Source organism: Enterococcus lemanii (assembly GCF_016909125.1).
In the GTDB taxonomy this organism is placed as follows: Bacteria; Bacillota; Bacilli; order Lactobacillales; family Enterococcaceae; genus Enterococcus_I; species Enterococcus_I lemanii.
Genome location: NZ_JAFBFD010000001.1, coordinates 1 through 20,430, shown reverse-complemented (window position 1 = coordinate 20,430; position 20,430 = coordinate 1). Strand labels below are relative to the sequence as shown.

Here is a 20,430-nt window from a genome sequence, read left to right as displayed (position 1 = left end):
CAGTGGCACTAAAAACAATTTTAAATAAACAGACAGATTTTACGGGAGAGTTCCCAGTCGAATATGCAAAATCTGGACTGTGGCGATTTAATGATGTATCGGTAGATGAAAATGGATATCTTGCAGACTCTTCTGGGTTAGACAGAAAAATAGAACTTGTCAATTATCTAGGAACAACTGCAAGCCTTCAAAGCGGCCAAAAAGGGAGACACATCCGAATCAACATCAACAATCCCGCTACAGAAAAAACCTACCTTAAAGTGGCCAATGATGGTACTTTCTTTTCGGAGATGGGAGAACGAATCCTTGTTGGCGGATGGATGATACCGACTACTTATTCGGTTGGAAATACCTATTGCCCTATATTAAATACGCGCTATGGTCCTGGTCAGCCTATCTTTTACCTGTCGCTCTTTGCCGGCAGACCTAGAATCATGCTTTATAACGCTAGTGGTTCTCTTATACTCGACCAAACAACGACACCGCCTTTTTCTTTAATCAATGGTGGTGTGTATTTTATTTGCACGGTCATAGAACCAAACAATAAAAATGCATGGATTGTACTGGGAGATAAGACGAGTGGAACGAGCTGGGTATCCCCGACCTATTCCTTTACAGGCACACTAAATCCTTCTTGCACGGCCGACATCATTATGGGCATGCAGGCAGATGCCTATTGGTATGCTGGAAGATTTGATGACTGGTTTTTCGATATGGATTCCTGTCTTACAACGGATGATTTGATTGATTATTTCAATGGGTCTCTTTTGACTAACGGTGGTGATATGGGTGGTGCTGTTGATGCCCTTAGCGTACCGGGAGTCGTGAGTTTAAGGGAAACAGAAGGTGTTTACCCTACGGAAGGAACACTATATACGGCTCCGGCAACGTGTAATCTGTCTGGCACAGGTCGGATTTCCGTTACCAGTGAATATATTTCTGGGGTAACTGCAGTTGGGCCAATAGAAACCTCAACAAGCGATGACCTAGTTCATTGGAGTGATTGGACAGCCATTGCACTTGATGGAAAATTGATATCTCCGAATAAGGCATACATTCGCTTTAGAGTCACGCTTACTACCACAGATACGAGTAAGACCCCGCGAATTATTGATATCAGGCTTTATGACATTCCAAAGTCACCTTATGAGAGGATTGGTTTTTCAAGACCGGTCGTACTGGATTCAAATGGGGCTTGGGAGGCTGTGTTAGAAAATGCTTATAACATTGTAGTAACCAGTGAAATCAATGGCGAGGATACGCTCTCCTTTATGATCCCCTACCGTGATACCAAGCGGGGATTTATTGATAGTGAAAAGAAAATCCAGATTGTTGATGACGTCTACAAAGTAAGGACTTTGACAGATACAAAAGACAGCGAAGGGAATTTAGCGACAGAAGTGTATGCCGAAGCAGAGTTTTATGACCTAACCTTTTCAGTGAGAAAAGAAGAACATAAATTTGATGCGGAAACTGCTGAGGCTGCTATGGCTTACGCTCTAGAAGGTACGGAGTGGAGTGTAGGCACTGTCAATGTGAGAACAAAGAGAACCTGGACCAGTACAGAAAAGAATGCTTTATCCATACTCCGAAGCGTGGCAGACTTACATGGAGGTGATCTCGTCTTTGATTGCCCCAATCGGCTGGTCCATCTCTTAACGGTCTATGGTACGGATAGTGGTGCATTGTTCGCCTATAAGAAAAATATGAAGAGCATTAAAAGAGTCGTTGATACCAGAAGTCTTGTAACAAGGCTCTATGCCATTGGTAGCGATGGTCTTACCTTTGCAGACATCAATGGTGGAAAGGCATATGTGGAGGATTATACGTATTCGTCTGATATTCGGATATCAACGCTTGATTGTTCTTCCTTTACCAATCCCTATCAAATGAAAGAATATACACAGATGCGGCTTGCTCAGTATTCAAAACCAAACATCTCTTATGTTTTAAACGCAATGGATTTATCGGTGTTAACAGGTTATGAGCATGAAGCATGGTCGCTTGGCGATTATGTTCATGTAGAAGATAAAGATTTAGGACTGTCGGTGACAACTCGTGTTATACGAAGAGAATATAACTTACAAGAACCATGGAATACAGTATTAGAACTATCTACTGCCCTTAAAAATCTGGGTAGTTCTGCAAGCCAGTGGGATAACGTTGCAGATTCTCTCGAAGGCACCAGTATGGTGACGAACAATGATATCCGGGAAATGGTGCCTTTTAATCTGCTGCGAAATTCTCGTGCTGATGATGGCATGGCTTACTGGGTTAATTCAGGCTTTGAAGTAGATGGTGATAACGGTGTAAGTGGGTCGACATCCTTTAAGGCGATTGGTGTAGCCAATATGACAAAGAGTATGGCTCAGACCATCTATCCAGCGAATCGTTCTAGCTACACGCTCTCGGCACAAATCGCATCTGAAAACCTAGGCAAGCTGAGTAGCGACTCACAGGTTGGCATTGAAGTGGTTATTGAATATGAAGATGGTACGACAGAAACAAGATTTATTGATTTGTATTAAGGAGGTGGATTGGTGGCTTATTTTTCAAGAACATCAGAAAAGATACTCCCAGAAAGCTACTCTTCTAAAGTAAAATCCATTACCATCCGTGTCTGTGTCACAAATTGCACAGGCACTTTTTATATTACGGATCTCTTTTTACAAGCAGGCTCAGTGGTCACGGGATGGGTAGGTCATCCCTGTGAAATAAGGTGGACGTTAGATGGTTAAGGTTAAATTTATCAGGTTAGCGGAAGTGATAAATAAAAAACAAGATAAGCGTGTCATGAGTGTAAGCATAAAACCTACCCTCTATGATTGCACTGGCATGATTTGGTTTACGGACATCCAGTTACAAGAAGGACCTGTTCTAAATGGTTATGCGCCTCATACAGAAAGTAGGTTAGAAAAACTAAAGGAAGATGGCAGTATCAAGAATCCTGTTTGGTTTAACGGTGTGGTCCGTTCAGAGGAAACCATTATTTTATTTAATGTTGGTGAAACCTCTGCAGGACTTGATATTCATATCTATCCAAAGCTTTCTATGTCTGCGGTAACAGTGAAACTAAGCCAAGGTATAGGAGGGCAACAGGTCTCCTTCCCTGGAACCATTGGAAAAGATGTTGAGTTGGCGCTCCTAGCATCTACACGAGAGTGTACCAAAAACGGAGTAAGCGAACCCAAAGAGGGGTTCTATCAATACAGTGCTGCTTGGGACTCAAAGCACAAAGTGACCCTTGAAAAAGGGAAATCTGCAAGGGTGCTGTTTACCATGCAGGAAATGCAAGACGGAGGTGAGCCATTCTAATGGAACGACTAAAAGGCAAGAAAATCATGGTGTGGACTTTTATGGGAAATGCACGAATGTATGAAGCTTTAGAGAAATACGGAGACCGGATTGATACCATCGGTCTTTTTTCTTTTAAGGTACGAACTACCGGTGAGATTGTTGAGAGTGGTGTCACCATCAGCAGTATGCTCCCCTACATTAACCGTTATCGTCACATCAAATGGCTACTGACCATTGCCAATGATGGTGCAAATAGTATTTTTAGAGCATTGAGAGACAACACGAATGGCGCTCAGGAACTGTTTCTATCCGAGCTTATTCGTCTTATGGAAAAGTATCCTTGGTGCGATGGTATTGATATTGACCTAGAAAGAGGCGATGACTATTCCACTCATGCTGAGTCAACGACCATGTTTAAAAATATTTACAACACCATCAAAGCCTATGATTCAAGTAAACTGATGAACATTTGCCTTCCCGGTATGACCAGTGTCAATGGTTCAGTAGGTGGTGAGAATTGGTGCGTTTACGGAGACTTAGACCCTTATTGCGATACCGCATCAATTATGAGTTATGGTATGGCTTGGTCAGGTTCTGCACCGGGACCTGTATCTCCAAGAAGCTGGCTTGAAGGCATTTATGATTATGCCGTTACAGTGATGAATCCCGACAAGATTTTCTTTGGAATGCCTGCTTATGGCTGGAACTGGCAAATCTATGACACACCAGAAAACCTAGGTAAAGCCTATAGGGGAACGTCTCATACCTACTATGCGGCAAAATACTGGATGACAGGAGCCTATAATTTCACAGACGATGCGCCTCCTCAACCGTTTATTCCCATCGTGGCTTACTGGGATGATGAGAATAAAGTGCCTTGGGCATTGCCGCATGTCTACGATTATATGGAAGGAAGAGATGCCACTCGCTATAGCTACCCACTCTTATCTGCAAGCTACAATGGCAGACAGTATCTGACGGCCTATGGCAAACAACAAAAGTTAGCCTTTGGAACTGTTTATGTGGATCATGATGCCATGCCGGATAGTTATTCTGGTGTTGTTTCTGTTTCTAATAGCGTCACAACACTGGGGGATGAAGGTGCGGCAACCTATCATTTCACGCTTGCTCAGGCAGGAACTTATGATGTAGCAGTAAAGCTAGGCTTTCCCTTTTGGGATAAGAATAGTATTCACATCTCCCTTGATGGAAATGAAGTAGATTTTTCTGAAAACAGACTGTGGTGGCCTTATTGGAGAACGACTTTCTGGACGGTACTGAAAAAAGGAGTGAGCCTTTCTCAAGGAACACATACCATCACCATTTCGCTTGGGGCAAAGGGTGCACAGTTTTATGGATTTAGAGTCTGTTCTTCATTTTCTGAGGAGCCAACAGTTGGTGAAGCAGAATATACCCTTGCTCCTAGACATTTCAAAGATGTAAATGGTGATATGGTAGGGCCTGCAACTGGTTTTAAGTTGACGCTTGAGATGCTTAGAAGAAAAGCAGATTCTGCCCTTGTGTGGTATGAGGATTTTAGAGATGATAACCCTCTCCCCCAAAGCTACTGGACAACATTATCGGGGGAATGGAGTGTGTGGCAAGATACAAGCAGTTCGATGAATAGACCCTATTCCCAACTGGAGGGTAAGGGTCAGTTAGCATGGAACTACAACAATTTTTCAGATATACATTTAAGGGCGCAGATTATTTTTCCTGAGACCTTTAGTGGCAAGGCAGGTGTTTTTATTGGAACGATTTATTGTTGCTTTAATTATGATAACCAGCGTATTGAACTGTATGAAGGTTCTACTTTAAAAGGTAGTTATGCCACCAGCTTTTCAAAAACATCGGCCGCAAACATTCGATCGAATCCAAGCTTTTACACTCTAGAAATTCGAAAGCGTGGCAATCAAGTGCGGGTCTATTCCTCTGCATCCAATACACTGCGCTTTACAGCCACTTGCTCGGATGTGACAGGGTATGTAGGTATTCGTTCGGATAATAAAGTCCATTGCCAGTTGCTTCGCTTAGGCGATGCTTGGACCTATGAGCCTTATGAACGCTTTGACGTGCTTATGCCAGATGGGGCATTTAAAACATATGGTCGGCTATCAAGAAGTAACTGTTCTTGGGATGATGAGTTTCAAGTGTTTACTTTAACAGCAGACCTTGAAGAATCAGCCACAAGAAGTGAAAGCATCTCCCTAGATTATGATTTTTTTCATTCAGATATGATGCCATCCATTCAGTGTGGAAATGACTACAGTGTCACCATCATTCTAAGGGATATTAACATCTGGATATCTCGTATTTTCTTAGGTGATGGTGACGGATTTTCCATTCTTTATTATCAGGATGTGGATAGCCTTGTGTACTGGGCAAATGAAGCAGCTTATCGGTGGAAACTTCGAGGCATGTGTATGTGGTCACTAGGGCAGGAGGATTTAAGACTCTGGGAGTGGCTACCAAAACAAATAGAGTAATCAAAGGAACATCTGCAAAAGTAGGTGTTCTTTTTATTTCATCAAAAGGAGGAATTTAAAATGAAAGAAATATGGAACTGGATCCAAGTTGTGATAACAGCAATCGGTGGATTCTTCGGATGGTTTTTAGGAGGAGCAGACGGATTTTTATATGCGCTACTAGTCTTTGTAGTCATCGACTATCTAACAGGTGTCTTATGTGCAATCGCTGATAAGACCCTATCAAGTGAAGTGGGATTTATCGGAATCAGCCGTAAAGTGCTGATTTTTGTTTTAGTGGGTGTAGCCAATATTTTAGACGTTTATGTGATTGGTGATGGGAGCGTACTAAGAACAGCGATTGTTTTCTTCTATCTATCAAATGAGGGAATTTCGCTGTTAGAAAATTCAGCTCACCTTGGACTACCTATCCCAGAAAAACTAAAAGATGTATTAGAACAGCTTCATAACAAGAGCGACAAGGAGGAATAATCATGAAAACTAAAGGAATTGATATCAGTACGTGGCAAAAACCAAGTCAGATAAACTATGACCAACTTGCAAAAGAAGTTGATTTTGTCATCCTTCGAGCAGGATATACGGGCCACGGTACAGGAGTAAGTTTGCACAAGGATGATGCCTTTGAACAACACTACAAAGCCTTTCACGAGAGAGGTATTCCTATCGGTGTTTACTGGTACAGCTGTGCGAATACTAATGCCAAAGGCGTAGCAGAAGCGAAGAAATGCCTAGAAATTATCAAAGGCAAGACCATCTCTTATCCCGTATTTATTGATACAGAGGATAATTATCACCAGCGGCCAAGTGGCAAGAAAGCCATTACCGATGCTTTAGTAGGCTTTTGTGCAACCGTAGAAAGTGCTGGCTACTATTCCGGCATCTATGCGTCTAGTTCTTGGTTTCAAGATTTAACAGAACTGGATCGTCTAGAACCTTATGATTTCTGGGTCGCTCAGTGGTCCAGTAAAGAACCGACTCTTCGTCATGGTATCTGGCAGTACACAAGCAAAGGTAAACTAAGTGGTTACTCAGGAAACTTAGACATGAACTATGCCTATAAAGATTACAAAGCGATTATCCAAAGTGCAGGGCTTAATCATCTTGGTAAAGAAGAAAATATACCTGCTCCTACAGAAAAGAAATCGATCGAGACGCTGGCCAAGGAAGTCATTCAAGGCTTGTGGGGTAATGGTGAAGAACGAAAGAAACGCTTAACGGATGCAGGCTATGATTATGTGGCAGTGCAATCAAAGGTCAATGAAATGTTATCTAGTAAAAAGTCTATTGATGCCATCGCAAAGGAAGTCATTCGTGGCGATTGGGGTAACGGACAAGATCGAAAAAACAAACTTACAAATGCCGGTTATGACTACATTTCGGTACAAAAAAGGGTCAATGAACTCTTGAAATAAGAACTAGTAAGATTGCCTATCAAGGAGTATTTCTCTTTGGTAGGCATTCTTTTTTTCTAAACCGTCAGATTCTATCACCTCCCGTGGCTACTAGGTAGAGGGCAACAAATAAATCGCCCTTTGGAAAGAGGTGATGGATATGAAACACAATCTCAAAATTAGTGTTTCTAAGAAACCACAGACAGGCGGACTTGTTACCTACCGTAATGTGTCCGTAAGGGAACGAATTCTTCGCTTTCTTTTAGGGAGTAAACAGCGTGTAACGATTGTGATCCCTGGAGATAGCATCGAGGAACTCTCTATCTGTGAAATGACGAAAGGAGGAACTGACCTTGAGCAAAATAAAATTACTGCTTGAAGTGGTCAATGATATGCGAAGTCTTGCTGACAGCATACAGGCAGTTTGCGATGCGATGACAGAAGGAGATCCTGCTCCATTTGCAAAAGCTGCAACGGAACAAGAACCAGTAAAAGAGCCGGATATCCCGCTTGAAAAAGTGCGTATGGTACTTGCTGAAAAGAGCCAACTTGGATTTACCGCCGAAGTGCGAGGACTCATTCAGAAGTATGGTGCAGACAAGTTAAGTGCTGTTGATAAGGCTTATTATTCTGACATCTTGAAAGATGCGGAGGAGCTTGGAAATGGGTAATCATGCAATATTATCTGCATCCTCATCCCACAGGTGGCTCAACTGCCTACCCTCTGCAAGACTTGAACTGGAGTTTGAAGACCAAAGTGGTGAGGCAGCAAAAGAAGGCACAGCGGCTCATGACCTGTGTGAACACAAACTAAAAAAGGCACTTCATATGAGAAGTCAGCGACCTATCTCTGAGTATAACTCTGATGAGATGGAGGAATGTACAGATGCTTACGTGGACTTCGTTATGGAGCAGGTGGAACTTGCAAGAAAGTCTTGCACAGATCCTATCGTTCTTATTGAACAACATCTTGACTTCTCTTGTTATGTTCCAGATGGTTTTGGGACAGGAGACTGTGTAATCATTTCAGATGACAGACTTCACATCGTAGACTTTAAATATGGACTGGGTGTGCTAGTTGATGCAGTGGACAATCCACAGATGAAGCTCTATGCCCTAGGAGCACTTGGAATCTATGATCACCTGTACGACATTAAAGAAGTGTCCATGACGATCTTTCAGCCTAGAAGAGAAAATGTCAGCACCTGGACAATACCGGTGGAAGAACTAAAAGGCTGGGCGGAAGAGGAACTAAAGCCCAGAGCTGACAAAGCCTTCAACGGTGAGGGTGAATACATCCCCGGTCCATGGTGTACCTTCTGTAAAGCGGCAAACAGATGTCGGGCCAGAGCCGAAGAAAAGCTAAAACTTGCAGAGAAAGAATTCAAGATGCCACCTCTGCTGACGGATGCTGAGATAGAAGAAATCTTACTTATTCTTCCCGACCTTACCAAGTGGGCGAATGAAATAACAGCCTATGCCACTGATGCAGCAGTCAATCACGGTAAAGAGTGGAACGGTTTTAAAGTTGTGGAAGGTCGCTCGGTTCGCAAGTACAAAGATGAAGGAGCCATTGCAGAAAAAGCCGTGGCAGGTGGATATAAGGACATTTACAGAAAGAGCCTTATTCCGCTGACAGAGATGCAAAAACTGATGGGTAAATCCAAATTTGAGGAACTCCTCGGTGACCTCATTTACAAACCACCGGGTAAGCCGACTCTTGTTCCAAACTCAGATAAAAGACCGGCAATGAACGTAGCAGATGCTAAAAACGAATTTAACGAAATTATGGAGGATTAAATATTATGGCAAATATGCAAAACAAGACAAAAGTTATCACAGGTGTAAACTCAAGATTTTCTTACTTCCACGGTTGGGAGCCTGTATCCATTAATGGTGGTGCGGAAAAGTACAGCGTATCCGTCCTTATTCCAAAGGATGACAAGGAAACCATTAATGCTATCCATGCAGCAGTTGATGCTGCCATTGAGGAAGGTATCGCAAAGTTTGGTGGTAAGAAACCAAATAAGGCAGCCATTAAACTACCGCTGCGTGATGGTGATGTAGAGCGTGATGATGAGGCTTATAAAGGCCATTACTTCATCAATGCGAATAGCAAGACAGCGCCACAGATTGTAGATAAAAGTGTTAAGCCGATTATGGATCGCAGTGAGGTGTACAGCGGTTGTTATGGCAGGGTTTCACTTAACTTCTATGCCTTCAACTCAAATGGTAATAAAGGTGTAGCTTGTGGCCTTGGTAACATTCAAAAAATTAGAGACGGAGAACCTCTAGGTGGTAAGACTTCTGCAGTAGATGATTTTACGACTCTTGTAGATGATGACTTCCTTGCCTAATAGAAACAATAAACTTGACGGTGGTGGAGGACTTCCCTCTGCCACCTTTTTCATTTAGGAAAGGTGGTAGCTATGAAAAACTTAGAAATTGATATAGAAACCTATTCTTCTACCAATCTACAAAAAAGTGGTGTTTATCGTTACGTAGAAGCAGATGATTTTGAGGTGATGCTGTTTGGTTATGCGGTTGACGGTGATGAAGTTAAGGTCATCGATTTGATGAATGGAGAAAAGATTCCAAAAGAAATCCTAGATGCCTTAACCGATGAAACCATTACGAAGTGGGCATTTAATGCTCAGTTTGAGCGAGTATGCCTTTCACGTTATTTGGGCTATCCCACTGGGACTTATCTAAATCCTTCCTCATGGAAATGTTCCATGGTTTGGTCTGCCTATATGGGTTTACCTCTTTCTTTAGAAGGTGTAGGTGCAGTGCTAGGACTTGAAAAGCAAAAGCTGACGGAGGGTAAAGACCTGATACGATATTTTTGTCTTCCATGTACTCCAACAAAAATAAATGGTGGTAGAACCCGTAACCTACCCACTGATGAAATCGATAAATGGCAGCAGTTTAAAGTATATAACAAACGTGATGTGGAGGCAGAAATACAGATACAACAAAGCTTGATTAAGTTTCCAGTACCAGAGGACATCTGGGAGGAGTATCATCTCGATCAAGAAATCAACGATCGAGGCATAAAGGTGGATATGGATTTTGTTAAGCAGGCCATTACCATGGATGACATATCTCATGAAAAACTACTAACTGCCATGCAGCAGATAACAAATCTCGATAACCCAAACTCTGTACAACAGATGAAAAGCTGGCTTTCTGAAAACGGTCTAGAGATGGAGACTCTCGGAAAAAAAGCTGTCGCTGAGAAACTTAAGGAAACCGATGGTGAACTAAATGAAGTTCTTTCACTTCGTCAGCAACTGGCAAAATCCTCGGTAAAGAAATATACAGCAATGGAAAATGCAGTTTGTAGTGATTCAAGAGCTAGAGGTATGTTTCAGTTTTATGGAGCAAACAGAACCGGACGTTTTGCCGGAAGGCTTGTGCAATTACAAAACCTCCCTCAAAACCATATGCCAGACTTAAAAGAGGCGCGAACTATTGTCAGAAATGGTGATGTTGAAACACTAGAACTGCTCTATGAAGATATACCCGATACCCTCTCACAACTGATTCGTACAGCCTTTGTACCTAGAGTGGGTCATAAGTTTATTGTGGCTGACTTCTCAGCCATTGAGGCTCGTGTGCTTTCATGGCTTGCAGGCGAAGCATGGCGAACAAAGGTATTTGCTAGTGGTGGTGATATCTACTGTGCATCTGCCTCCCAGATGTTCAGTGTTCCCGTTGAAAAGCATGGCGTGAACGGTCACTTGAGACAGAAGGGTAAAATTGCTGAATTGGCACTTGGATATGGTGGTTCTGTTGGTGCGCTAAAAGCCATGGGTGCATTAGAGATGGGGCTTGAAGAGGAAGAATTAAAACCGCTTGTGAATGCCTGGAGAATGTCTAATCCCAACATCACACAGTTCTGGTGGGATGTAGATCGGGCGGCTAAACAATGCGTGAAGGAAAACAAATCACAAGAAACCCATGGCATCGAGTTTCATTGTTTTAGTGGCATGCTTTTTATCGTTCTTCCCTCTGGCAGAAGGCTTGCCTATGTAAAACCTCGAATTGGTGAGAATCAGTTTGGTGGTGAGTCTGTTACCTATGAAGGAGTAGGTGGAACAAAGAAATGGGAGCGTCTTGAAAGTTACGGTCCTAAGTTTGTAGAGAATATTGTTCAAGCCATCTCCCGTGATATTTTGATGCACGCAATGAAGTCTCTCCGTCATTACAGAATTGTGGCTCATGTCCATGATGAAGTAATTATTGAAGCGAATCCTCAAATAGCGGTTACTGAAGTATGTAAACAGATGAGTCAAGTGCCACCTTGGGCAAAAGGGCTGCTTCTTGACGCCGATGGCTATGAATGTGACTTTTATCAAAAAGATTAAAGAAATCATCAGATTTCACCTCCTGCCATGGCTACTAGGTAGGAGGTGTTTTTCTATGAACATTTATGAAGTAAAAGATGGTTGTCCGTTAAAGGGTAAGACCGATCAGATGACAGAGGAAGAATTACAAAAGGAATATGACTTTCACATAGCGGAGAGCATTGTCGCAAACCTATATAAAGAAGGCAAAATCACAGCGGATGAATTACACAAAATATCAGCCTTGAACAGGCAGAAATTCTCTCCCCGTTTAGGCGAGATTATGTCCTAAAAAGCTTGCTATTAATAGCTTTTAGAGTGATGTATGTAATGGGCGAAAGCGAGGTGAGATGATGAAAAAGATAACAAAAATAGATGAACTGCCCCAAATGCAACCATCCAACACTAAACTTAGAGTTGCAGCTTATGCCAGGGTATCAACCGATAGTGATGAACAGCTTGAAAGCCTTAAAGCACAGCGTGAACACTATGAGCGATATATTAAGTCTAATCCAGAATGGGTGTTTGCTGGTCTTTATTATGACGAAGGGATCTCCGGCACCAAGATGGAGAAACGGACTGAACTGCTCCGCATGATACGAGATTGTAAGCAAGGTCGGATTGATTTTATTATCACCAAATCAATCAGCCGCTTTGCTCGTAATACAGTAGATTGTCTAGAGTTAGTAAGAAAACTGATTGATATCGGTGTTTATATTTATTTTGAAAAAGAGAATCTAAATACGGGTGATATGGAAAGTGAACTCATGCTTTCTATCCTTTCTGGATTTGCTGCAGAAGAGTCTGCATCTATTTCACAAAACTCAACATGGTCCATTCAAAAGAGATTTCAAAATGGCAGTTATGTTGGTACTACACCGTATGGATATTCCAAGGCGGATGGCAAGATGTTTATAGTTTCAGATGAAGCTGAAATCATCAAACGTATTTTTTCTGAATTCCTATCTGGAAAAGGTAGCAGTACCATAGCAAGAGGTTTGAACAAAGACAAAATCCCTGCAAGTAGAGGTAATCACTGGAGTGCAGGCACGGTGATTGACATGCTTAGAAATGAAAAATATATGGGTGATGTTTTGCTGCAAAAGACTTACACCGATAGTAACTACAATCGCCATCCAAATACAGGCGAAAAAGACCAGTACTATTACAAGGACAATCATGAAGCAATTATTAGTAGAGAAGACTTTGCTAAGGCACAAGATCTCATTGATGAAAGAGCCAAGATGAAGTGTAAGGGCGTGAAAAAGAACGTTTATCTTAATCGATATGCTCTAAGTGGCAAGATGGTCTGTGGAGAGTGTGGTCGCAATTTTAGGAGAAAGACAAACTACTCAGTTGGTAGGAGTTACATTGCTTGGAGTTGCATCGGTCATATCGAAGACAAAGAGAGTTGCTCCATGTTGTTCTTGCGAGATGGGGAAATCAAAGCCACATTTACAACCATGATGAATAAGCTTGCTTTCAGTAACAAACTAATCCTAGAGCCACTTTTCAAATCAATTAGCCAAATCGATGAAGAAAGCGACCGTGAAAGAATGGATGCTATTGATAAGCGAATGGAGCAACTCATGGAAGAACGCAACACCCTTATTACACTGATGGCCAAAGGTTTCCTTGAGCCAGCTCTTTTTAATCAGGAACGTAATGTCTTGGATAGTGAGATAAAAAATCTTACAACTGAAAAAACAAACCTGGTAACGAACTTTACGAGTGGGGTTTTACGAGCAAACGATATAAAGGACCTCATTGATTACGTGTCAGCAGATAATTTTAATGGTGACTACACGGAAGAACTATTTGAAGAATTTGTAGAGAACATCATTGTAAATTCCAGGGATGAGCTGACATTCAATTTGAAATGTGGTCTCTCCCTGAAAGAAAAGGTGGTGAGATAGATGGCATATATTCCATATGGATACAAAATTCAAGACGGAGTGGTTACTGTCGATGAAAAGGCAGCAGTTCAAGTAAAGGTATTCTTTGAGAAATACATATCAGGACTATCCCTTACAGTGGCTGGCGAACAGGCAGGTATTGATAAGACACACTCTGTGATGGGACGTATTTTGAAAAACGTCAACTACCTTGGAAATGATACGTATCCAGCAATTATTGATAAAGAGATATTTGATAAAGCTGAAGAAGTTAGAGAGAAACGTGCAAAGGATTTAGGTCGAGTGGTAGAGCTTGCCGCTTTCACCTCTCCCCCTCCCAAAGAACGATTCAAAATGAAAAAGGCAGATAATAAGATGCCAGTGGATCCTTTTGAACGAGCAGAATACTTATACAGTCTGATAGAAAGCGAGGAATAAAGTGACAGAGAAAAATATAATGGTTATTCCTGCTCGTAAAAGAGTAGGAAGTACAGCCGCAAAAGAAAAGATAAAGAAACTTCGTGTTGCTGCCTATTGCCGTGTTTCTACAGAAACAGAAGAACAAAATTCTAGCTATGAGGTTCAGGTCGCACACTATACAGAGTTTATAAAGAAGAATACTGAATGGGAGTTTGCTGGCATCTTTGCAGATGATGGTATCTCCGGTACAAACACTAAAAAGCGTGACGAATTTAATCGTATGATTGCAGAGTGTATGGATGGTAACATCGACATGGTTATTACTAAATCCATCAGCCGATTTGCACGTAACACCCTAGACTGCCTTCAATATATTAGACAGCTCAAGGATAAGAACATATCCGTCTACTTTGAAAAAGAGAATATCAACACCATGGATGCCAAGGGTGAGGTTTTGCTGACTATTATGGCATCTTTGGCACAACAGGAAAGCCAGAGCCTTTCACAAAACGTTAAGCTTGGGCTACAGTACCGATATCAACAAGGAAAGGTGCAGGTCAACCATAAGCGATTTATGGGCTACACCAAAGATGAAGATGGAAATTTAATCATTGTTCCCGAAGAAGCTGAGATTATCAAACGCATCTACCGAGAATACCTTGAAGGTCAGAGTCTAGTGGGTATTGGTCGAGGTCTTGAAAAGGATGGTATTTTAACAGCAGCAGGAAAACCAAGATGGCGACCAGAAACCGTTAAGAAGATCCTTCAAAACGAAAAATACATTGGAGATGCCCTCTTACAAAAGACTGTTACTTTAGATTTTCTAACCAAGAAACGAGTGAAAAATGAAGGGCATGTTCCCCAATATTATGTTGAAAATAGCCATGAGGCGATTATTCCTAAAGAGTTATTTTTGCAGGTGCAGGAAGAGATTCATCGAAGAAGCAATATCTACACAGGAGAAGGCAAGAACAAACGAATTTATAGTAGTAAGTACGCTTTAAGTGCCATTACCTTCTGTGGAGATTGTGGCGATATTTATAGGAGAACCTATTGGAATATTCATGGCAGAAAAGAATTTGTCTGGCGATGTGTGACTAGAATCGAGCAGGGTCCTGGGGTCTGTAAGAACCGAACCGTAAAAGAAGATGAACTCTATGGTGCTGTAATGACCGCAATTAATAAACTGCTTGCAGGTGGCAACAACATGATAAAGACCCTGGAAGAGAACATTCATGCCGTGATTGGAGAAACAACAGAATATCAAATATCAGAGATTAACAACTCACTAGAGGAAAAACAAAAAGAACTCATCAAGCTGGCTAATAAGGGTCAAGATTATGAACATCTAGCAGATGAGATTGATGAGCTGAGAGACAAGCGACAGCTCCTTTTAGTAGAAGATGCCTCCCTCAGTGGCGAGAACGAGAGAATCAATGAGCTGATTGAATTTATCCGCAAGAACAAATTCCGTACCTTAGAGTACGATGATAAGCTTGTAAGGAAGATAATCCAGAGCGTTACAGTCTACGAAGATAACTTCATCATAGCCTTCAAATCAGGCATCGAAATGGAAATATGAAAAAGTTGTGATATATGAAGATAAACTCACGATAAATTCAAGTCAAAAGTCAGAATTGATATAGAGTTGTAATCTTTAGAAAAAAACAGAAAAATCACAAAAGCAGAAAAATTATATTGGATTTTTGAAGATAATATGATATAATGAAATGACTTGGAGGTGGAAGAATGTATAACTTTTCTTGCTAATTATATGATGCATAATAAGATATTTAAAGAAACGGATATAGAACCGTTTGTTTTGTTGTGCAAATTGCAAGAAAGTTAAGTATTCGACACTCAATAATACATTACAGTAACCTTATATATTACAAAAGGTAATAATAGTATTTGTTTTTGAGCCGTAAGAATTTACTTTCTTGCGGCTTTTAATATTTGTAAAAGAAAGGAAGATAAATGTGATAGACAATAACACTATGCCATCCATGACAAAATCCATGCAGAGTTGGATAACATTGTAGAGTAATTAATGCCGAAAACCAACTTTGCTTATAAAATTTTTATAATGTAAAGGAGGAAGAAATACATGTCTTTAATAAATGTTTCAAATCTAACTTTTTCATATGAAGGAAGTTATGACAATATTTTTGAAAATGTAAGTTTTCAGATAGATACAGATTGGAAACTCGGTTTTATTGGAAGAAACGGACGCGGAAAAACTACTTTCTTAAATTTATTGCTTGGCAAATATGCGTATTCCGGCAATATAAGTTCTACAGTTAAGTTTGAGTACTTTCCTTACGATGTGGAAGATAAGAGTCTATATACAATTGAAGTAATGAAGAGTATTTGTACGGAATGTATGGATTGGGAGATTTTTCGTGAAATATCATTGCTTGATGTTCAAGAAGATGTTTTATATCGTCCGTTTAATACACTGTCAAATGGTGAGCAGACAAAGGTCCTTCTTGCATCTTTATTCCTTACAACGAGTTGTTTCCTGCTTATTGATGAACCTACAAACCATCTTGACCTCGATGCACGTAATGTAGTGCAAAACTATTTGAAACGCAAGAAGGGGTTTATTTTGGTATCTCATGATAGGAGTCTACTTGATCAATGTGTTGACCATATACTATCTATCAATAAAACGAATATCGAAATCCAAAAAGGAAACTTTACTTCTTGGTGGGAAAACAAAGCGTTACAAGATAATTTTGAACTGGCGGAAAACAAGAAACTCCTTAAAGAAATAGGAAGGTTGTCTTATGCAGCAAAACGTAGTTCAAATTGGTCAAATAAAGTAGAAAAAAGTAAATATGGAACAACAAATTCTGGCTCAAAACTGGATAAGGGCTATGTTGGACATAAAGCTGCAAAAGCGATGAAACGTGCCAAAAATATTGAGTCAAGACATCAGGAAGCTGTTTCACAAAAATCAGAGCTGCTCCACAACATCGAACAATATGACGACTTAAAAATTTCGCCACTTGAATTTCACAAAGAGTGCCTAATAGAAGCGAATGATTTATCATTGTCTTATGGAGATAAAGAAGTATGCAGTAATCTTAATTTCAGAATCAATATTGGTGATAGAGTTGCCATTATCGGAAAAAATGGGAGTGGTAAGTCTAGTATCCTAAAATTGATTAATGGAGATGATATTAAATTTACCGGAAATTTTATTTTAGCAAGTGGACTAAAAATTTCTTATATTTCGCAAGATACTTCATATTTAAAAGGTAATCTATCTGAGTTTGCCTATAATAATAAGATTGACGAAACTTTATTTAAAACGATTCTTCGTAAACTGGATTTTAATAGAGAACAGTTTGATAAGAACGTGGAGGATTTTAGTGCTGGTCAGAAAAAGAAAGTACTAATTGCTAAAAGCCTTTGTGAAAGCGCACATTTGTATATATGGGATGAGCCATTGAACTATATTGATATTTTTTCACGTATCCAAATTGAAAAAATGATTTTAGAATATTGTCCTACACTATTGTTTGTGGAGCATGATGATGCTTTTTGCAATAATATTTGTACGAAAAATATTAATTTATGTCTATAGAGATTTTGAGTTGCCACAATAACTAAAAGATATTTAGATGAAAGGGTGAAGAAATGTTAAAACAAAAAGAATTAATTGCAAATGTTAAGAATCTTACTGAGTCAGATGAACGAATTACAGCTTGTATGATGTATGGATCTTTTACCAAAGGAGAAGGTGACCAATACTCGGATATAGAGTTCTATATATTTTTGAAAGATAGCATAACCTCGAACTTTGATTCATCCAACTGGTTGTTTGACGTAGCTCCGTACTTGATGCTTTATAAAAATGAGTATGGAACAGAGGTAGTTATTTTTGATAATCTTATACGTGGGGAATTTCATTTCCTTTCTGAAAAAGATATGAACATAATCCCCACGTTTAAAGATTCAGGTTATATTCCTGATATGAAGGATATGCTTATTTACGATGAAACAGGGCAATTAGAAAATTATTTATTAGAGATAAGTGGTGCAAGACCAAATAGACTTACTGAAGAAAATGCTAATTTCTTGTTGTGTGATTTCTCTAATCTATGGTTGATGGGAATCAATGTTCTAAAAAGAGGAGAATATGCTCGTTCTTTAGAACTTTTATCACAGCTTCAAAAAAATATACTACAACTTATACGTATGGTAGAAAAAAATGCGGATAATTGGCTAAATATGAGTAAGAACCTTGAAAAAGAAATTAGCCTTGAAAATTATAAAAAGTTTGCAAAGACCACTGCTCGATTAGATAAGGTAGAATTATTTGAAGCCTATAAAAATTCTTTACTGTTAGTTATAGATTTGCGAAGTCACCTTCTTGAACAATACAACTTAAAAGTTACACATGATATTTTAGAAAGATTGTTGAATTACATTAGTGAATAGAAGAGTAACGTTATTTAGAGCATTGGTTACTAAGAATTAACAGTATACCTCGGTTTTCAAAAAACAGCGAAGTCTATGGATATGTTCCCACATACGCAAGCCCTCAGTGGATATGTTCCCTCAAAGACAATAAAGTTCATGTCCCTAATTTTTGACAGCTATCCCCTCCTCTCGAAACATGTGGAGTGTGTGGCGTTGATAGAACGAATAGATAAATAAGCGTATAAAAAGAGGGGGATTCAGTGGTTAGAGAAGCCGACATATCTGATTTTTTAGAATTATGCGAAATTTGTGCAGAAGATTTAGGCTATAGTTGCGAACCGGAGTTAATAAAATCTAGACTTGAAAATATTGATAAAAACCGAGAACGAGTGTTTGTAGCGACTGTTGATGATAAAGCTGTAGGCTTTGTTCATATAGAAAAATACAGGACACTTTATTTTAGCGATATGGCCAATATTCTTGGATTAGCGATTGCAAAAGAATATCAGAAAAAAGGATATGGACGAGCGTTAATGAGGACGGCTGAACAATGGGCGAAAGAAATGGGTGTCAACGTAGTTCGCCTTAATTCTGGAATAAGCAGAAACGATGCTCACATTTTTTACAGAATGCTTGGTTATAGTAATGAAAAAGAACAAATTAGATTCCTTAAGTATCTATAAGTTTTGAGCAATTGATATCTATTCTAAAAGAACAGATTACATAAAAATATTCAGGCGATTTATTTTTGACAGCTAGGGATTTGTCTCGTCATGTGTGGAGATAGTCAAATTGCTGACACAAAAGAAGCAAAAAAAATTATTATAATTAAGTGGTTTGCATAATTTAGAGATTTCAGATTTTGGTCTGGAGTCTCTTTTTTTGTTTGCCCAGCATGGGCAAACTCTAACGGGTTCAAGTACCGAGTGCGTCCAAGGAGTGGAAAGCACTCAGCCAAATGCAAGGGTGTCCGTGGTGACATGGAAACCTGTTTTGCGAGTAGCGATTCCAAAACCGGATGGAGGAAAACGGCTGTTGGGAATCCCAACGGTTGTCGACCGAGTTATCCAGCAAGCAATTGCACAGATTCTTAGCCCAATCTATGAAAAGCAGTTCCATCCAAATAGCTATGGTTTTCGCCCTCGTCGCTATGCAGAAATGGCCATTCTTGAAACGTTAAACCACATAAATAATGATTACCAATGGATAGTCGATATTGATTTGGAACGCTTTTTTGATACGGTCAATCACGACAGATTAATGAACTTAATCGCAAGAACAATCAAGGATGGAGATATCATTTCACTGATACGTAAGTATTTCGGTCAAGAGATAAACCAACAAATCAGACGGTGGGAAATCCCCATCGTTTTTCATTAGGAGCAACGACATCAAATAAAAATGTAACAGAACAATCAGCCATGCAGATGACAGATATCTATGCTTGTGTTCGGGTATTGGTAGAAACTGTTTCTGGTTTACCTTTACACATTTATGAATATCGAAGCGCTAAGTGTAAAATATATTGCGGTAGGACTAGAAAAAAAGAAAGAAGACCATTATTCTTAATGTTAGGTTTAGCGGCCAATAACAAAAAGAGGATGGTCTTCATGGAAACAATTATAAATGATTTGGTAGAGATTTTAAAGAGTGATACAGACAATATTTCAAAAGAGAAACGTTTGGGCACTTCTATTCGAGAATTCGTCAAAAATGTTGTTGGAAAAGTTTTTGAATCCTATGACGATACCTTGATTGATTCGATGAAAGAAAAAGGCTACCAAATTGAAAAGAAAGTTCCCCGCACCATTGTAACCACATTTGGGGAAGTTTCGACCAATCGACGCCGTTATATCAAGCCCGATGCCACACCCGTTTACCCTCTTGATGAAGCAATGGGCTGGCAAAAGTATGGGCGGTACAGTTTGCTTCTTGTACGCAATTTAAGTGAGTTTGCGACGAAAGTTTCCTACCGAACGGGTGAATTAGCGATTCGACTCTTTGCCCCTTTTACGATTAGTCATCAAAAGTTGAACCAGCTCGTGACACAAGCCGGCCAAGAATTCAAAAAACAACAAACGTCTGATGAACGCTACATCGAATTGAAACAAGCCAAACGTAAGCCTAACGTGTTGTACATCGAAGGAGATGGCTTTGTTTT

General features: G+C 39.9%; 18 protein-coding genes and 1 pseudogene. All 19 read left to right on the top strand.

The genetic code is table 11. The annotated features are described in order from the left end of the window. Window positions 1-2 precede the first annotated feature (2 nt). The gene (locus JOD14_RS00095; protein WP_204652656.1) at window positions 3-2,528 is read left to right on the top strand and encodes a phage tail spike protein; all 2,526 of its coding nucleotides are present in this window, start codon (window positions 3-5) and stop codon (window positions 2,526-2,528) included. Window positions 2,529-2,540: 12 nt separating this feature from the next. Further along, window positions 2,541-2,738 (top strand): hypothetical protein, encoded by a 198-nt coding sequence (locus JOD14_RS00090; RefSeq protein ID WP_018659533.1) that lies wholly within the window; start codon window positions 2,541-2,543, stop codon window positions 2,736-2,738. Further along, entirely contained in the window at window positions 2,731-3,315 is a 585-nt protein-coding gene (locus JOD14_RS00085) for a hypothetical protein (protein WP_204652655.1), read from the top strand. Before JOD14_RS00090 ends, JOD14_RS00085 begins: the two co-directional genes overlap by 8 nt. Further along, window positions 3,315-5,783 (top strand): glycosyl hydrolase family 18 protein, encoded by a 2,469-nt coding sequence (locus tag JOD14_RS00080; RefSeq protein ID WP_204652654.1) that lies wholly within the window; start codon window positions 3,315-3,317, stop codon window positions 5,781-5,783. The genes JOD14_RS00085 and JOD14_RS00080 overlap by 1 nt, the downstream gene beginning before the upstream one ends. A 60-nt stretch (window positions 5,784-5,843) precedes the next feature. Beyond that, window positions 5,844-6,254 carry a phage holin family protein gene (locus tag JOD14_RS00075; RefSeq protein ID WP_204652653.1) on the top strand — a complete coding sequence of 137 codons (411 nt, stop codon included), beginning with the start codon at window positions 5,844-5,846 and terminating at the stop codon, window positions 6,252-6,254. Between the two features lie 2 nt (window positions 6,255-6,256). After that, window positions 6,257-7,195 (top strand): GH25 family lysozyme, encoded by a 939-nt coding sequence (locus tag JOD14_RS00070; RefSeq protein WP_204652652.1) that lies wholly within the window; start codon window positions 6,257-6,259, stop codon window positions 7,193-7,195. A 332-nt stretch (window positions 7,196-7,527) separates the two neighbouring features. Then, the gene (locus JOD14_RS00065; RefSeq protein WP_204652651.1) at window positions 7,528-7,845 is read left to right on the top strand and encodes an rRNA biogenesis protein rrp5; all 318 of its coding nucleotides are present in this window, start codon (window positions 7,528-7,530) and stop codon (window positions 7,843-7,845) included. Beyond that, window positions 7,838-8,974: a DUF2800 domain-containing protein gene (locus JOD14_RS00060; protein ID WP_104410839.1), complete on the top strand. Its 1,137-nt coding sequence runs from the start codon at window positions 7,838-7,840 to the stop codon at window positions 8,972-8,974. The genes JOD14_RS00065 and JOD14_RS00060 overlap by 8 nt, the downstream gene beginning before the upstream one ends. A 14-nt stretch (window positions 8,975-8,988) precedes the next feature. Beyond that, entirely contained in the window at window positions 8,989-9,531 is a 543-nt protein-coding gene (locus JOD14_RS00055) for a DUF2815 family protein (protein WP_455317194.1), read from the top strand. A 72-nt stretch (window positions 9,532-9,603) separates the two neighbouring features. After that, window positions 9,604-11,544, top strand: a complete 1,941-nt coding sequence (locus JOD14_RS00050) for a DNA polymerase (RefSeq protein WP_204652650.1) — start codon at window positions 9,604-9,606, stop codon at window positions 11,542-11,544. Window positions 11,545-11,599: 55 nt separating this feature from the next. Then, complete coding sequence (locus JOD14_RS00045; protein ID WP_204652649.1) at window positions 11,600-11,815, top strand: SHOCT domain-containing protein; 216 nt, start codon at window positions 11,600-11,602, stop codon at window positions 11,813-11,815. A gap of 61 nt (window positions 11,816-11,876) precedes the next feature. Next, window positions 11,877-13,439, top strand: a complete 1,563-nt coding sequence (locus JOD14_RS00040) for a recombinase family protein (RefSeq protein ID WP_204652648.1) — start codon at window positions 11,877-11,879, stop codon at window positions 13,437-13,439. Then, complete coding sequence (locus tag JOD14_RS00035) at window positions 13,440-13,856, top strand: recombinase (protein WP_204652647.1); 417 nt, start codon at window positions 13,440-13,442, stop codon at window positions 13,854-13,856. It begins immediately after the preceding gene. Window position 13,857: 1 nt separating this feature from the next. Then, window positions 13,858-15,420 carry a recombinase family protein gene (locus tag JOD14_RS00030; RefSeq protein ID WP_417323474.1) on the top strand — a complete coding sequence of 521 codons (1,563 nt, stop codon included), beginning with the start codon at window positions 13,858-13,860 and terminating at the stop codon, window positions 15,418-15,420. A gap of 525 nt (window positions 15,421-15,945) precedes the next feature. Beyond that, complete coding sequence (lsa(E), locus tag JOD14_RS00025; protein ID WP_204652646.1) at window positions 15,946-17,430, top strand: ABC-F type ribosomal protection protein Lsa(E); 1,485 nt, start codon at window positions 15,946-15,948, stop codon at window positions 17,428-17,430. A 53-nt stretch (window positions 17,431-17,483) separates the two neighbouring features. Continuing rightward, a complete protein-coding gene (gene lnu(B) / locus JOD14_RS00020; RefSeq protein ID WP_204652645.1) occupies window positions 17,484-18,287 on the top strand; it encodes a lincosamide nucleotidyltransferase Lnu(B) in 804 nt (267 codons plus the stop codon). Window positions 18,288-18,529: 242 nt separating this feature from the next. After that, window positions 18,530-18,952, top strand: a complete 423-nt coding sequence (locus JOD14_RS13035; protein ID WP_204652644.1) for a GNAT family N-acetyltransferase — start codon at window positions 18,530-18,532, stop codon at window positions 18,950-18,952. Between the two features lie 301 nt (window positions 18,953-19,253). Beyond that, a pseudogene (locus tag JOD14_RS13030) lies at window positions 19,254-19,613 on the top strand (reverse transcriptase domain-containing protein); the annotation flags it as partial. 266 nt (window positions 19,614-19,879) lie between these two features. Further along, window positions 19,880-20,430 (top strand): UPF0236 family transposase-like protein (locus tag JOD14_RS00005; RefSeq protein WP_204652642.1); only part of this gene is annotated, 551 nt, incomplete at its 3' end.

Coding starts and splice junctions, on each gene's coding strand:
- JOD14_RS00085 (WP_204652655.1), top strand. CDS start 2,731: ATGGTTAAGGTTAAATTTATCAGGTTAGCGGAAGTGATAAATAAAAAA.
- JOD14_RS00080 (WP_204652654.1), top strand. CDS start 3,315: ATGGAACGACTAAAAGGCAAGAAAATCATGGTGTGGACTTTTATGGGA.
- JOD14_RS00075 (WP_204652653.1), top strand. CDS start 5,844: ATGAAAGAAATATGGAACTGGATCCAAGTTGTGATAACAGCAATCGGT.
- JOD14_RS00070 (WP_204652652.1), top strand. CDS start 6,257: ATGAAAACTAAAGGAATTGATATCAGTACGTGGCAAAAACCAAGTCAG.
- JOD14_RS00060 (WP_104410839.1), top strand. CDS start 7,838: ATGGGTAATCATGCAATATTATCTGCATCCTCATCCCACAGGTGGCTC.
- JOD14_RS00055 (WP_455317194.1), top strand. CDS start 8,989: ATGCAAAACAAGACAAAAGTTATCACAGGTGTAAACTCAAGATTTTCT.
- JOD14_RS00050 (WP_204652650.1), top strand. CDS start 9,604: ATGAAAAACTTAGAAATTGATATAGAAACCTATTCTTCTACCAATCTA.
- JOD14_RS00045 (WP_204652649.1), top strand. CDS start 11,600: ATGAACATTTATGAAGTAAAAGATGGTTGTCCGTTAAAGGGTAAGACC.
- JOD14_RS00040 (WP_204652648.1), top strand. CDS start 11,877: ATGAAAAAGATAACAAAAATAGATGAACTGCCCCAAATGCAACCATCC.
- JOD14_RS00035 (WP_204652647.1), top strand. CDS start 13,440: ATGGCATATATTCCATATGGATACAAAATTCAAGACGGAGTGGTTACT.